The organism is Sphingopyxis indica (genome assembly GCF_032879645.1).
Taxonomy (GTDB): Bacteria; Pseudomonadota; Alphaproteobacteria; order Sphingomonadales; family Sphingomonadaceae; genus Sphingopyxis; species Sphingopyxis indica.
This window is the reverse complement of sequence record NZ_CP076395.1, coordinates 229,109-243,992: the sequence shown is the minus strand read 5'-3', so window position 1 is coordinate 243,992 and position 14,884 is coordinate 229,109. Positions and strand designations below refer to the sequence as shown.

Below are 14,884 nucleotides of genomic sequence, written 5' to 3'. Positions count from 1 at the left end.
CTCCGCTCGAACGAGCCCCTCGTCTTCGCTCGGGGATGCGGATGATTCAGATTTCGCGCAATTTGCTCTAGAGGGCCGCTCACTATTCCGAAAGGGAGCATCGCTATTCCACCTAAAGCCGCTCGGCCTGCACCACCGTGTCCGACGCGCGGAGCGCCGACAGGATGCGCATCAGATGGTGGACGTCGCGCACCTCGACGACGATGTCATAGGTGTGGAACTCGCCCTCGCGGTTCGACAGGCGCAAATTGGTGATGTTCGCCGAATTGGCGGCGAGGATGCCCGACATTTCGGCGAGCGTGCCGGGTTCGTTGCGGATCACGACGCACAGCCGCGCATTGCCGCCCTCGCTGTCCTCCTGCCAGCGCAGGTCGATCCAGTCGGCGTCGATGCCGTCGGCGAGGCTGGGGCAGTCGATCACATGCACCTCGATCCCCTCGCCCTCGCGCGCGAGGCCGACGATGCGGTCGCCGGGAACGGGGTGGCAGCAGTCGGCGAGCTTGTAGGCGACGCCGGGGGTCAGCCCCTCGATCGACACCGCCGCGCCCTGCCTGAGCTTGCCCGGCTTCGACTTCTTCTCGGCGGTGATGCCGGGGACGAGCGCCTCCATCACCGCATCGTCGGAAAGCTGGCGCTTGCCGATCGCGACATAGAGCGCGGTATCGTCGTCGAGCTTGAGCCGCTCGATCGCCGCGGCGCGCGCCTTGTCGCCGATCCGCCCCGGCAGGCGCGCGACGATCTCGTCATACATCTTGCGCCCGAGCGCCGCGAGCTCGACCTTTTCCTTCGAGCGCACATGGCGGCGGATCGCGGCGCGCGCCTTGCCCGTCACTGCGAAGCCGAGCCATGCCGGTTGCGGCGTCTGCTTGTCCGACGACAATATTTCGACCGTGTCGCCGTTCGCGAGCTGAGTGCGCAGCGGCACGAGCCGCCCGTTGACCTTTGCCCCCACCGTGCGATCGCCGAGGCCGGTATGGACGGCATAGGCGAAGTCGATCGGCGTCGCGCCCTTGGGCAGCTGGTGCAGCACCCCCTTCGGCGTGAAGGCGAAGATGCGGTCCTGATACATCGCGATGCGCGTATTTTCGAGCAGCTCGTCGGGGTCGTGCGTCTGTTCGAGGATTTCGATCAGGTCGCGGATCCACCCCGCCTGCCCGTCGGGGGTGCTGCCGCCCTGCTTGTAGGCCCAGTGCGCGGCGAAGCCGAATTCGGACTGTTCGTGCATTGCGCGGCTGCGGATCTGGATTTCGATCCGCATATTCTGGTTGTGCATGATCGTCGTGTGCAGCGACTTGTAACCGTTGCGCTTGGGCGTCGAGATATAGTCCTTGAAGCGCCCGGGCACCATTTTCCACTTGCGGTGGAGCACCCCCAGCGCCGCATAGCAGTCGGCCTCGGTCGGGGTGATCACCCGAAAGGCGATGATGTCGGTCACCTGCTCGAAGCTGACGTGGCGCTCCTGCATCTTGCGCCAGATCGAATAGGGATGTTTTTCGCGTCCCGACACCTCGGCGTCGATTCCCGCCTCGGCGAGCAGCTCCTTGAACTCGCGGCTGATCGCGGCGACCTTGTCCTTGCCCCCCGCGGTCAGCTTGGCGAGGCGGCCGGTGATCGTCGCATAGGCCTCCGGTTCGAGCTCGCGAAAGGCGAGCAGCTGCATCTCGCGCATATATTCATACATGCCGATCCGCTCGGCGAGCGGGGCATAGATGTCCATCGTCTCCTTGGCGATGCGGCGGCGCTTGTCGGGATTCTGGATGAAGTGCAGCGTGCGCATATTGTGCAGCCGGTCGGCGAGCTTGACCAGCAGCACGCGGATGTCGTCCGACATGGCGAGCAGGAATTTGCGCAGATTTTCCGCCGCGCGCTCATTCTCGGTCTGCGCCTCGATCTTCGAAAGCTTGGTCACCCCGTCGACGAGCCGGCCGACGTCGCTGCCGAACAATCGCTCGATCTCCTCGGGCGTGGTCAGCGTGTCCTCGAGCGTATCGTGGAGCAGCGCGGTGACGATCGTTTCGCTGTCGAGGTGAAGATCGGTCAAAATCCCCGCGACTTCGACCGGATGACTGAAATAGGGGTCGCCCGAGGCGCGCTTCTGGCTGCCGTGCTTCTGGACGGTGAAGACATAGGCGCGATTGAGCAATCCCTCGTCGACGTCGGGATCATAGGCGCGCACGCGCTCGACAAGTTCATATTGCCTCAGCATCGCTCCTAATGTCGGTTCCGGTGCAATAATTGCAACGCGAAAGTTATGTGCGCCGGCGCAGGGGAGGTTAGCAACTTTGGTAAAGCCTGTTGGAAGCATTCCCCGCGCCCTCTACGACCGGGAGCGATGGGGACCGATGCTCTCGATTCGACGGCTTTGCCTGCAGTGCCGGGGCGTGGGGGAGCGCGTCCGCATCTGATGATCTTCGCCTATTGGTTCCCGCCGGCCAACGCGATCGGCTCGTCGCGTCCGGCCGCGATGGCGCGCTATTTCGCCGCGCGCGGCTGGAAGGTGAGCGTCGTCGCGGGGGCGAGCGAGGCGGTGCCGCCGACCTTTGCCGCCGATCTTTCGGGCTTCGAGGTCGATTATGTGCGCGACGGCTGGCTCACCCGGCTGTCGAGCTTTCGCGCCGACCGCGGCGCGCTCGCCCAGCGGCTGAGCACCGCGGTGCGCCTCTTGTCCTGGCCCGATCATGTCTGGCCCGTCGCGCGCGCGATGCGGCGCTGCGCGCTGGCGACGATCGGCAAGGAGGGGGCGCCCGACATTGTCCTCTCGACCGCGCTGCCCTTTTCGGTGCATGGCGCCGCGCGTGCGGTGGCGCGGGCGAGCGGGGCGCTGTTCGTCGCCGACAATCGCGACATATGGGCGCATAATCCCTACAAATGGTCGGCGCGCCTCTACAAGCCCCTCGAACCCCGGCACGAGCGGGCGATGCTTGGCGCCGCCGATCTGGTGGTCGCGGTGAGCGACGGGATGACCGCGCAATATGCCGCAAATTACCCCGAGCTCGCCGACCGGCTGCTTACGGTGATGAACGGGGTCGATCCGGGCGAGGCCGCGCCGCCCCATCGCCGCGATCCCGGCCGGCTGCGGCTCGTCTATACCGGCATCCTCTATGGCGATCGCCGCGACGTGACGCCGCTGCTGCGCGCCGCCGACAGCCTCGGGCTCCCCGTCGCGATCGACTTCTACGGCTCCGAGCCCGAGGTCGTTCGCCAGATCGCACACGATTTCCCGCGCCTTGCGATTGCCGACCGCGGGCGCGTCGCGCGCGGCGAAGCGCTCGCCGCCCAGGCGCAGGCGGACGCCGCGATCCTGGTCGTCGGCACCGACGCCTGGGAGGACACGCTGCTGCCCGGCAAGCTGTTCGAATATGCGGGGTCTGGGCGTCCGATCATCGCGCTGGCGAACCCCGGTTCGGATTCGGGGCGGCTGGTCGCGCGCCACGAACTGGGCATCGCGACGACCGACGAGGCCGAGATCGCGGCCTTTCTAAGCCGTCTCGCGGATCGCGGCATCGCGACGCGTCGCGAAATACCCGCGGCGCTGACCCGCGACAGCCAGCTTCGCCTGCTCGAAACGCGGCTTGCCGCGATGCGCGCGCGCCCATGACCAATATGCCAAAAAATTTGGCTTTGCCCCGCATAATGGGTTAGTGCTTGGGGATGGACAAGCTACGCGAACCGCTCAACGACCTGAATGGAAGCTGCGCGCTGCCGCTCGCGCTCGAAGCGATGGGCGAGCGCTGGTCGTTCATGATCCTGCGCGCCGCCTTCAACGGCGTCCATCATTTCGAAGAGTTCCAGCAGGAGCTAAGCATCGCGCGCAACATCCTGTCGAACCGGCTGTCGCGGCTCGTCGATCATGGCATCATGGCGCGCGAGGTGATGGCCGAGGATCGCCGCAAGGTGCGCTATCAGCTCACGCAGAAGGGCATCGAACTGCTTCCCGCGATGATCGCGCTTCGCCAATGGGGCGAGAAGTGGGGCGCAGGCGTCCCCTCGACCCCCGTGCTCGTCGATGCGCGCGACGAGCAGCCGATTGGACCCGTGACGATCACCGCGCACGACGGCCGCGCGCTCGGCTATGGCGAGCTGATGTGGAAGCATCGCTCCGAATTGCAGCCGCTCGGGCAGGCGCGCCAGCGCAGCGACACGCACGCGGCGCCGGTCGCCGCCGAATGATGCCGCGCGAGGACCGGCGCGCCGCGCCGGGACAGCGAATATAGCGAGCCAGACCCCCTCGATGCCGCTTTTCGGTCTTTCCTCGCCGGGGCCTTTCTTCGGCAACAAGGTCCGCGCCTTCTGGAACCTCCAGATCGCCGGATGGATCGCGTGGCTCGGGCTGCGCGGCGTGTCGGGGCTCGCCGGCGGGCAGAGCTTCGACTTCCTGTTGCCCGTGCTCGTCTCGGCGATCACCGGCTTTTCGCTCAGCCTGCTGCTTTCGGTCTGCTATCGCGCGTTGATCAACCGCCGCCCGATCCTGATGTGGGGTGCGAGCTTCGGCCTGCTCGCGACCGCAACCGCGATCTGGGCCTTCATCGACGCCTGGTTCCTGCAGATATTGAAGCCCGACAGCGAATCGGGCTTCACCGGGCTGCTCCTCGCGCTCGTCTATGTCGACGCGACCTCGCTCGGCGCCTGGTCGGCGCTCTATTATGCGATCAACTATTTCCTCCAGCTCGAGGAACAGAATGACCGCATGTTGCGGCTCGAGGCGCAGGCGGCGTCGGCGCAGCTCGCGATGCTGCGCTACCAGCTCAACCCGCACTTCCTGTTCAACACGCTGAACAGCATTTCGACGCTGGTACTGCTCAAGCAGTCCGAGCCTGCGAACGCGATGCTCTCGCGCCTGTCGGCCTTCCTGCGCTACACGCTCGCCAACGAGCCGACCGCACGCGTGACGCTGGCGCAGGAGATCGAGACGCTGAAGCTCTATCTCGACATCGAGAAAATGCGTTTCGAGGACCGGCTGCGCCCGCATTTCGCGATCGACCCCGCCGTATCGCGCGCGCGCCTGCCGTCGCTCTTGCTCCAGCCGCTCATAGAAAATGCGATCAAATACGCCGTCACCCCGCAGGAAGAAGGTGCCGATATCACCATTTCGGCACAGCTGGCCGGTGAAAAGGTTCGGATTGTCGTGACCGACACCGGCACGGGATTGCCAGCGGGCAGCCCCGACCCCACGACGGGGCATGCAACGGAATCGACCGGCGTGGGTTTAGCAAACATCCGAGACCGGCTGGCCCAGGCTTTTGGCGATCAGCAGCGTTTCGAGGCGCAGGCGGGTGCGAACGGCGGCTTCACGGTCACGATCGAGTTTCCGTTTCAACCCGATGGACAAGCAAGGATTGGAACCGGACAAACATGACGATCAGAACCATCCTGGTGGATGATGAGAAATTGGCGACCCAGGGCCTGCAATTGCGGCTCGAAGCGCATCCCGATGTCGAAGTGGTCGACACCGCCCAGAACGGCCGCGAGGCCATCCGCAAGATCAAGACGCACAAGCCCGACCTCGTCTTCCTCGACATCCAGATGCCCGGATTCGACGGATTTTCGGTGATTCAGGGGTTGATGGAGGTCGAGCCGCCGCTCGTCGTCTTCGTCACCGCTTACTCCGACCATGCCATCCGCGCCTTCGAAGCGCAGGCGGTCGATTATCTGGTCAAGCCGGTCGAGCCCGAACGGCTCGCCGACGCGCTCGACCGGGTGCGCCAGCGCCTCACCGAAAAGCGCGGCGCGGCCGAGGTCGAGCGGCTCAAAAATGTGCTTGCCGAAGTCGCGCCCGAAGCGGTCGAGGAATATGACAGCGAACATGCCGCCGAGGCGCCGGCGGCCGAGCGCTATGAAAAGATGATCAACATCAAGGATCGCGGCCAGATCTTCCGCGTCGACGTCGACAGCATCGAACGCATCGACGCCGCGGGCGACTATATGTGCATCTATACCGCCGACAACAGCCTGATCCTGCGCGAGACGATGAAGGATCTGGAAAAGCGGCTCGACCCGCGGAATTTCCAGCGCGTCCACCGCTCGACGATCGTCAATCTGTCGCAGGTCAAGCAGGTCAAGCCGCACACCAATGGCGAATGCTTCCTCGTCCTCGGATCGGGCGCGCAGGTGAAGGTCAGCCGCAGCTACCGCGACGTGGTGGCAAGGTTCGTGCATTGAATTGACTCGCACAAAGGCACGAAGCCACAAAGATTCCCCAAACGGTGGGGTATGGTCTTTGTGGCTTCGTGCCTTTGTGCGAGTCGAAATAGCGACCTCGCGGTCAGAGCTGATGCCCCGTCCGGTCGCGCTTCGTCGCGAGATAGCGTTCGTTGTGCGGATTGGCCGGCAGCGCGAGCGGTAAGCGCTCGACCACTTCGACGCCCTCCTTTTCCAGCCGCGCGACCTTTTCGGGGTTGTTGGTCATCAACCGGATGCGCGGGACGTGGAGCAGCTCGAGCATCCGTGCGGCGATCGCGAAATCGCGCGCCTCGACCGGAAAACCGAGGCGCAAATTGGCATCGACCGTGTCATAGCCCTGATCCTGCAGCGCATAGGCGCGCAGCTTGTTGACGAGGCCGATCCCGCGCCCCTCTTGCCTCAGATAGAGCAGCACCCCCCACGGCGCGCCGGCCATCGCGTGAAGCGCGGCATGGAGCTGCGGCCCGCAATCGCATTTGAGGCTGCCGAGCACGTCGCCGGTCAGGCATTCGCTGTGCAACCGCACGACGGGCGGGTTCGCGTCGCGCTTGCCGATCAGCAGCGCGACATGGTCCGACGCCTCCTCGGGCGAGCGGAAGGCGACGATCTCGGCGCTTTCGCTCGCTTCGACGGGCAGCCGGGCGCGCGCCGCGATTTCGAGCCGCGTGGGGTCGAGCAATGCCGCGACGTCGCCCACCGAACATTCGGTCTCGGCCTCGCCCTCCGCGTCGCGCACGAAAAAGGCGGGGAGCAGCCCCGCGTGGCGCGCCATCGTCATCGCGGCGGCGGCCGCCGCCTCGCCGCCGGTCGCGACGGTGCGGAATGGGCCCTTGAGCGGATTGGCGAGATCGAGCGCGGGGTCGGCGATCGCAAGCGCCGCCGCGACGCTCTCCGCCGTGCCCGCGATTCGCACCGGCCCCGGCGTGGCTGCGGGGCGCTGGTTGGTGAGCTTGAGCGTCACCGCGCGCTCGCCCGAGAGCAGAACGTCGCCGCTCGCGAAACCGGCGAGCGCCGCGTCGCGCGCGCTTTCGACCGCGATCAGGTCGAGCGCGCCGTCGGCGCCGGTAATGCGCAGCGCCCAGCCGCGCCGCAGCGCGTCGATCGCGCGCGCGGCACGCCGCGCCGCGGGATCGCTCGGCGCCTCGCTCAAAAGGTGAACTCCGTCACCAGCGGGATATGATCCGACGGGCGTTCCCAGCCGCGCGCGGGCTGGACGACGCGGTGCGCGTGCGCGCGCTCGTGAAGGTCGGGGGTCACCCACATATGGTCGAGCCGGCGGCCTCGGTTCGACGCGAGCCAGTCCTTCGCACGGTAACTCCACCAGGTATAGAGCGGTTCGGGTGCGGCGACGAAATGGCGGCCGAGGTCGACCCAGTCCGACGCCGCCTGCAATTTCGCGAGCGTTTCGACCTCGATGGGCGTGTGGCTGACGACGTCGAGCAGCGCCTTGTGATTCCACACGTCGCTTTCGAGCGGCGCGACGTTGAAATCGCCCGTCAGCACCGTCGGCGTGCCATTGAGCGCGCGCGACCATTCGGTCATGCGGCCGAGGAAATCGAGCTTCTGCCCGAATTTGGGATTGAGGTCGCGGTCGGGAATGTCGCCGCCTGCGGGAATATAGACATTGTCGAGCCGCACGCCCGAGGGCAGCGTCACCCCGATATGCCGCGCCTCGCCATTCGCCTGCCAGTCATATTTGCGCACCTCGGCAAGCGGCAGCCGGCTGACGATCGCGACGCCATGGTGCATGCGCTGGCCGTTAGTGACGATGTGGGTATAGCCCAGGTCCTCGAACATCTTTTTCGGGAAAAGCCCGCATTCGACCTTGGTTTCCTGCAGGCACAGGATGTCGGGCGCCTCTTCGCGCAGAAATTTCTCGACGATGCCGATGCGGGCGCGGACGCTGTTGATGTTCCACGAAGCGATGCTGGTGCGTGTCATGGCAATGGCTCTATCGGCGGCCGCCGGCCTTCGCAATGGCGCTGCCGTGGGAGAATGGCGGGAAGCGGACGATACCGGCCGTCGCCCCAGCGAAAGCTGGGGCCGCTATCGGCCTGTTCTTCCAGCGCTGCGACAAGAGGACGACGGCCCCAGCTTTCGCTGGGGCGACGGTTCATGGTCGGTCGGATCGCCCGAATCATAAACCCCCGTCCCAGGGGCGGTGGAACGGGGGCTCAAGGTCAGCGTTCGTCACGCTCTTGAAAGAAGGTGCCTGGCAGCCCGGTGGGGCAACAGGGGGAAACCCAAATCCGGGGGCCGTGTCGGCACCTTCGAGGGTTGGAATAGGCGATATTCCCTGTCGCCAAGCTGAACAAAAACGTGCCATCGCGGGGCAACATGTCGTTCGTCCGCGCTGCAATGCCGTTCGTCGAAGAACGGCCCGCCATCCCACTTGGGAAGGCGGGCCGCAACGGCGCGATGATGGCGCGAAAAACTCAGCGGCGCGTCTTGGGCCGCGGGTCGGTCCAGCGGAAGGTCGAATCGGCGACCGGCACGTTGAATTTCTGGCTCGAAAGGTCGATCCGCGTCCGGTTGTTCTGCGAATCGAGCGCAACCCAGCCGCGCAGCCGCAGCCCGGCGGGCGCCGACGCGTCGCGGACGAAGACCATCGTGATCGTGCCATATTCGGGGCGCTTCGGGTCCTTGACCTCGACGCTCAGCACATCGTCGCTGCCGGTGGGGATCAGCTTTGCGTAGCGCGAAATGTCGCGCTCGGGGTCGAGCAGCACGCCGAGCGGCGAATTCTTCACCGGCCAGCTCTGCACCTGCTTCACCTCATAGTCGATCAGCGTCAGCCGGCTGCCGTCGCCGACGATGAGGAGCGGCACGCCCTTTTGATATTGGAAGCGGATCTTGCCCGGGCGCTTGAGCGTCAGCGTGCCCGAAAGGCGCTGGCCGTTGCGGTCGGTCTGCACAAAGTCGGCGACCATCGAGCTGGTCGAGCGCAGATGCGCCTGCACCGCGGCGAGCGTGTTCGAGGTCTGCGCGGTTGCGGGCGCGGCGAGCGCGGCGCCCGCCGCGGCGAGCGGCGCGAGCGCCCACGCCGCGGCGCGGGTTAGGGTCTGGTTGAAACTCATCTGGCTCTCATTCTTCTTTCGTCGGTTCATTCATCGCAAGCGAGCGTTGAACGCGTCCTGAACTGGCGTTTCATCTCTCCGTCATCCCGGCGCAGGCCGGGATCTCACCCCCGCTTCATGGTGCAACGGCGGGATCCCGGCCTGCGCCGGGATGACGAGGAAAGAGGCGTTGCGCCTTGTCGTCCGGCCCCAAAGGCCCCGTCACCGCGGCTGGCCATATTGGTCGGTCAGCACGTCGCGGCGGCCGACATGGTTGGGCGGGCTCACCAGCCCCTCGTCCTCCATCCGCTCGATCAGGCGCGCGGCGCTGTTATAGCCGATCCGCAATTGCCGTTGCAGCCAGCTCGTCGAGGCTTTCTGGCTTTCGGCGACGATCTGGCACGCCTTGGCATACATGCGGTCCTCGGCGCTGTCGCCGCCCGCGGGCGCGCCTTCCATCGCGAAGCCGCCGTCCTCGGGCTCTTCGGTGACGCTCTCGACATAGTCGGGCTGGCCCTGGGTGCGCCAGTGATCGGCGACCTTGCGTACCTCGTCGTCGGACACGAAGGGGCCGTGGATGCGCGTGATCTGCTTGCCGCCCGGGACATAGAGCATGTCGCCCTTGCCGAGCAGCTGTTCGGCGCCGCCTTCGCCGAGGATCGTGCGGCTGTCGATCTTCGAGGTGACGTGAAAGCTGATGCGCGTCGGCAAATTCGCCTTGATGACGCCGGTGATGACGTCGACCGAGGGGCGCTGCGTCGCAAGGATCAGGTGGATGCCCGCCGCACGCGCCTTTTGCGCGAGGCGCTGGATCAGGAATTCGACCTCCTTGCCCGCGGTCATCATCAGGTCGGCGAGCTCGTCGACGACGACGACGATCTGCGGCAGCGGCTGATAGTCGAGCGTCTCCTCCTCATAGACCGGCTGGCCGGTCTCGGGATCATAGCCGGTCTGGACGCGGCGGCCGAGCGACTTGCCCTTGGCGAGCGCGCCGCGCACCTTGTCGTTGTAGCCCGCGAGGTTGCGGACCGACAGCGACGACATCATCCGGTAGCGGTCCTCCATCTGTTCGACCGCCCATTTCAGCGACCGCACCGCCTTCTTCGGCTCGGTGACCACGGGCGCGAGCAGGTGCGGGATGCCGTCATAGACGCTGAGTTCGAGCATCTTGGGGTCGATCATGATCATCTTCACCTGGTCGGGGCCGAGGCGATAGAGGAGCGAGAGGATCATCGCATTGAGACCCACCGACTTGCCCGAGCCGGTGGTGCCCGCGATCAGCAGGTGCGGCATCGGCGCAAGGTCGGCGATGACCGGATCGCCGCTGATATTCTTGCCGAGGATGATCGGCAGCGCGCCGGTCTGGTCCTGGAACAGCTGGCTGCCGATCATTTCGTGCAGCACCACGGGCTCGCGCTGCGCGTTGGGCAGTTCGATGCCGATCACGGTGCGGCCCGGAATCGGCGCGATGCGCGCCGAGAGCGCCGACATGTTGCGCGCGATGTCGTCGGCGAGGTTCGAGACGCGGCTCGCCTTGGTTCCCGGCGCGGGCTCGAGTTCGTACATGGTGACGACGGGGCCGGGCCGCACCGCGGTGATCACGCCCTTGACCTGAAAATCCTCGAGCACCGATTCGAGCAGGCGCGCGTTGCGTTCGAGCCCCGCCTTGTCGATCTGTCCCGCGGGCGTTTCGACCGGCGGGTTCAAGAGGTCGATCGAGGGCAGCTGATAATGGGTGAACAGCTCGCTTTGCGGCTTGGGGCGGGGCTTCGACGGCGCCGTGCGCTGCACCGGATCGGCGATTTCGGGCGGCGCGCGATCGCTCGGCTCGGCACGCGGGCGCGGGCGCGTCACGCGGTCGATCAGCGTCGGGGCGCGCTCATCGGTATCGGCGGGCGCGGCGGGGCTCGCGGCGATGACGCGCCGCGTCTCGCGCGCGGGCAGCTTGAAGCGGCGATGCCAGCCGGGTTCGAGCCGCAGTGCGCGCAAGGCGAGCCACAGCCCGCCCCCGACGAGCAGCAGGATCGCGCCGATGCGCAGCAGCGCGGCGGCGGGCTCGCCCGCCCGGTCGAACAAGGGCGCGATGGCGTTGCCGAGGATCAGCGGCACGATGCCGCCCCAGCCGGCGGGGAGCGGCGCGTCGCTGTCGGGCGCCCAGAGCTGCGCACCCAGTCCGGCAAGCGTGATCGCGACAAGCATCGCGATCAGCTGGCGCTTCCAATAGGGCTGCGGTTCGCCCGCCCACAGCCGCCACGCGAAAACCCCGAGCAGCGGCAGCAGCAGCACGACCGGCACCCCGCCGACGAACAGCCCCAGGTCGGCAAACCAGGCACCGCTCGCCCCCATCCAGTTCGACGGACGCCCGCCCGCCGCGGTGTGGATCGCCGCGTCATTGCCGTCGTGGGTCAGCAGGGCGAGCGTCAGAAACAGCGTGAACAGGCCGAGCGCCGCCGCCGCGGCGATCACCAGCGATCGCGCGATGCTCTGGCGGAAAACGGTGCGCCAATCGGCCTTTGCGGTCGCGGTCTTGCGACTTGCCATGCGAAAACCCGGTCCTTCACTGATTATGCGCCCCGATATGCGCACGCGCCGGACTCGCCGTCAAGCGGACCCCGTCCTTCCATGAGCAGAGCGGATACCGGGACGCGACCGATAGGCGAGATTCTGCGTCTTATAACGAAGATGGGGAACGGCGGTTCACCACCGCTGAGGTCGCCGTGGCATCGCTGCGCTCACGGCGCGGCTACGCGAAGCCCTTTCCACGCGCCGCGCGGCAGACTAGAGCGGCATCATGAGCGAAACGCTGCGCAGCGATGTCCTGATTTCGGGTGGCGGCCTCGTCGGCCAGACGCTGGCGCTGGCGCTCGCGCATCATGGGTTGTCGAGCCTGATCGTCGATCCCGCCGATCCGACGCGGGCCATCGCCCCAGGCTTCGACGGCCGCGCCTCGGCGATCGCGAGCGCGGTGTGGCAGATGTTCGGCGTCATCGGGCTGGCCGAGCGCCTCGCGCCGCAGGGCTGCCCGATCCGCGCGATCAAGGTCAGCGACGGCGGCCAGTCTGGCGAACTCGATTTCGCCGCCGCCGACGATGCGCCCGCGCTCGGCACGATGGTCGAGAACCGCCAGCTTCGCCTCGCGCTCGCCGCCGCGGTAGCGGACGCGCCGCTCGTGCGGCTGTGCATGCCCGCGAAGGTCGCCCGGCGCGACATCGACGCGCATAGGGTCACGCTGACCCTCGCCGGCGGGACGGTGCTCGCGGCGCCGCTGCTGATCGTCGCCGAGGGGCGCGGCTCGCCGACGCGCGAAGCGATGGGGTTCGCGATCGCCAACTGGTCCTATCGTCATCATGCGATGATCGGCGCGGTCGCGCACGAGCGGCCGCACGGCCATGTCGCGCACGAAATCTTCTTCCCGTCGGGGCCGTTCGCGCTGCTCCCGCTCGTCGACGACGAGGCGGGGCGTCATCGCTCGGCCTTTGTGTGGACGGTGTCCGAAAAGGACGGCCCGGGCTTTGCCAAGCTCGGGATGCGCGGCTTCACCGCCGAGCTCGAAAAGCGCGCCGGCGGGGTGCTCGGCGCGATGCAGCTGGTCGCGCCGCGCATGACCTATCCGCTCGGCTTTCATCACAGCGCACAGATCGTCGGCGACCGGGTCGCGCTCGTCGGCGATGCCGCGCACGGCATTCATCCCATCGCCGGACAGGGCCTCAACCTCGGCCTGCGCGACGTCGCGGCGCTCACCGAAGTGCTGGTCGAGGGTGCCCGGCTCGGGCTCGATCTCGGCGACGCCGCGCTGCTCGCGCGCTACCAGCGCTGGCGCGGGCTCGACAATCTGATGGTCAGTCTGGCGACCGACGGCCTCACCCGCCTGTTCGGCATTCCCGGCCGCACCGCGTCGGCGGTGCGCCGCGCGGGGCTCGGCGCGGTGCAGCGGATGCCGGCGCTCAAGCGCTTCTTCATGGACGAGGCACGCGGCGAAGCCGGCGACCTGCCCCGGCTGCTCGCGGGCGCAGAGATATAGGGCGCGGGTCCTACGTAATCCTACCTAGTGCAGATTGCGGGTCTCGCTAAGCCCCGCATCCTATCGCTTCGATGCGGCCCCGGCGCCGCGTTACGAAGGGACGGGACCATGTCCGCACGGAGCGACGCCCTCGAAGAGGCGGTGACCGAATTGCTCGAAGCGCGCACCGCGCAAGAGGCGAAACCCGGTGCAAGGGCCAGCGCACGCGCCGACCGCGCTTTCGCCCGCCTCGCTGAGCTCGCCGCACCCACCATCCGCTATTTCGCGCGCCGCTACGGCTTGTCGGACCATCTCGACGATGCCGGGCAGGCCGGCGCGATCGCGCTCCACCGCGCCGCCGAGCGCTATGACGCGTCGCGCGCGCGCTTCACGACCTTCATGAACTGGCAGATCCGCGCCGAATTGCAGGCGCTCGCTCAAAAGCTCCACGGCGGCGCGGCGCGCGGCGCGCCGGTGTCGCTCGATGCCCTATGCGACGCAGGGGCCGACGAGTGGCTTGCCGATCCCGAGGCGCTGGCCGCAACCGAGGCGCGGGCGTCGGATCGCCTCGCCGCGCGCTGCGCCGATCGGCTGATCGCCGAATGGGCGGCGCGGCGCGGCGCGACCATTCGCTCGACAGACAGGGAGGGCCGCCACAGCAGGCTTGCCACCGAGGGCGCGTTCGTCCGCCACCAGCTCCTCGACGTCGAGGCGGTCGCGGCGCGGTTGTGCGAGGCCGACCGCCATATCGTCCGCCGCGCGCTCGCCGACATCGCGCGGCACGCGGGGACGACGGCGCACTAGGCTGGATTCCTTCGGGAACAAGAGCGGTCGTACAAAATGTGCCTCCTTTGTGACTTCGTGCCTTTGTGTGAAATATTTTTTCGCGCACAAAGACACGAAGGCACAAAGAAAGGCGCGTTTCCAGGGCGGCGTGGCGCAGGCTTCCCACTCTTGCGGAAAAGACCACTGATCTGACCGGCGGTCCTATTGCAACGTCGCGCGGCCGTCGTCGCTGTCGAAGCGGCCGAAGAATTGCATCATCTGCACGACCAGCTCGGCGCGCGCGTCGATCGAGCGCGTTTCGAGCAGCGCCTGCTTCGCCGCGGCGTCGAAGGGCGCGACCTGCGCGATGCCGTTGATCAGCGTTTCGTCGTCGAGCTGGCCGACCGACTCCCAATCGACGACATAGCCCTGCCGCGCCGCGAAGCGCTTCGCTTCGCGCTCGACGCTCGCGCGCTCGATGCTCGACAGCACCGCATCCGCGTCGGTCTCGGGCTCGATTTCGGCCTCGACCTGGCGGAAAGGGGTGGTGACGTCGAGTTCGCGCCGCACGCGAAAGCGCGCAACCCCTTCGAGCACGAGGTTGAAGCGCCCTTCGTCGAGCGCTTCGACATCGACGATCCGCCCGACGCAGCCGACGTCGTAGAGCGCGGGGGGTTCGCGATCCTCTTCGCCGGCGATCTGGCGCGGCTGGATCATCCCGATCTGCCGGTCGCGCGCGAGCACCTCCTGCACCATCGCCGTATAGCGCGGCTCGAAAATATGGAGCGGCAGGTGCAGCCCCGGGAACAGCACCGCGCCGGGAAGCGGAAAGATCGCGATCCGCTGAATGGTCAAAGGCGCATCGGTTCCCACGGGCCGCAAT

At 67.1% G+C, this 14,884-nt stretch carries 12 protein-coding genes; 6 read left to right on the top strand and 6 right to left on the bottom strand.

All coding sequences use genetic code 11. From position 1 onward, the window contains the following. Window positions 1-112: 112 nt before the first annotated feature. Complete coding sequence (locus KNJ79_RS21655) at window positions 113-2,206, bottom strand: RelA/SpoT family protein (protein ID WP_317153992.1); 2,094 nt, start codon at window positions 2,204-2,206, stop codon at window positions 113-115. Between the two features lie 198 nt (window positions 2,207-2,404). On the opposite strand from KNJ79_RS21655, the gene KNJ79_RS21650 reads away from it, so the two are divergent. The 4 genes from KNJ79_RS21650 (at window position 2,405) to KNJ79_RS21635 (ending at window position 6,159) form a co-directional block, all read left to right on the top strand. Beyond that, complete coding sequence (locus tag KNJ79_RS21650) at window positions 2,405-3,598, top strand: glycosyltransferase (RefSeq protein ID WP_317153991.1); 1,194 nt, start codon at window positions 2,405-2,407, stop codon at window positions 3,596-3,598. A 53-nt stretch (window positions 3,599-3,651) separates the two neighbouring features. After that, window positions 3,652-4,170: a winged helix-turn-helix transcriptional regulator gene (locus KNJ79_RS21645; RefSeq protein WP_089215983.1), complete on the top strand. Its 519-nt coding sequence runs from the start codon at window positions 3,652-3,654 to the stop codon at window positions 4,168-4,170. Window positions 4,171-4,231: 61 nt separating this feature from the next. Then, entirely contained in the window at window positions 4,232-5,356 is a 1,125-nt protein-coding gene (locus KNJ79_RS21640; RefSeq protein ID WP_089215982.1) for a sensor histidine kinase, read from the top strand. Beyond that, window positions 5,353-6,159, top strand: coding sequence for a LytR/AlgR family response regulator transcription factor (locus KNJ79_RS21635; RefSeq protein ID WP_089215981.1), 807 nt, complete (start codon window positions 5,353-5,355; stop codon window positions 6,157-6,159). The genes KNJ79_RS21640 and KNJ79_RS21635 overlap by 4 nt, the downstream gene beginning before the upstream one ends. A 103-nt stretch (window positions 6,160-6,262) precedes the next feature. Here the strand turns inward: KNJ79_RS21635 and ribA are convergent, their stop codons facing one another. From ribA to KNJ79_RS21615, 4 genes are all read right to left on the bottom strand, one after another. Next, the gene (ribA, locus tag KNJ79_RS21630; protein WP_317153990.1) at window positions 6,263-7,330 is read right to left on the bottom strand and encodes a GTP cyclohydrolase II; all 1,068 of its coding nucleotides are present in this window, start codon (window positions 7,328-7,330) and stop codon (window positions 6,263-6,265) included. Then, window positions 7,327-8,121, bottom strand: coding sequence for an exodeoxyribonuclease III (locus KNJ79_RS21625; RefSeq protein ID WP_317153989.1), 795 nt, complete (start codon window positions 8,119-8,121; stop codon window positions 7,327-7,329). Before KNJ79_RS21625 ends, ribA begins: the two co-directional genes overlap by 4 nt. A 494-nt stretch (window positions 8,122-8,615) precedes the next feature. Beyond that, window positions 8,616-9,257 (bottom strand): LolA family protein, encoded by a 642-nt coding sequence (locus KNJ79_RS21620; protein WP_317153988.1) that lies wholly within the window; start codon window positions 9,255-9,257, stop codon window positions 8,616-8,618. A 201-nt stretch (window positions 9,258-9,458) separates the two neighbouring features. Beyond that, window positions 9,459-11,777: an FtsK/SpoIIIE family DNA translocase gene (locus KNJ79_RS21615; RefSeq protein ID WP_317153987.1), complete on the bottom strand. Its 2,319-nt coding sequence runs from the start codon at window positions 11,775-11,777 to the stop codon at window positions 9,459-9,461. A 250-nt stretch (window positions 11,778-12,027) separates the two neighbouring features. On the opposite strand from KNJ79_RS21615, the gene KNJ79_RS21610 reads away from it, so the two are divergent. Then, window positions 12,028-13,257 carry an FAD-dependent monooxygenase gene (locus KNJ79_RS21610; RefSeq protein ID WP_317153986.1) on the top strand — a complete coding sequence of 410 codons (1,230 nt, stop codon included), beginning with the start codon at window positions 12,028-12,030 and terminating at the stop codon, window positions 13,255-13,257. Between the two features lie 108 nt (window positions 13,258-13,365). Next, window positions 13,366-14,040 carry a sigma factor gene (locus KNJ79_RS21605; protein WP_317153985.1) on the top strand — a complete coding sequence of 225 codons (675 nt, stop codon included), beginning with the start codon at window positions 13,366-13,368 and terminating at the stop codon, window positions 14,038-14,040. A gap of 183 nt (window positions 14,041-14,223) precedes the next feature. Here the strand turns inward: KNJ79_RS21605 and KNJ79_RS21600 are convergent, their stop codons facing one another. Beyond that, window positions 14,224-14,874, bottom strand: coding sequence for an LON peptidase substrate-binding domain-containing protein (locus KNJ79_RS21600; RefSeq protein WP_089215975.1), 651 nt, complete (start codon window positions 14,872-14,874; stop codon window positions 14,224-14,226). Between the last annotated feature and the right edge of the window lie 10 nt (window positions 14,875-14,884).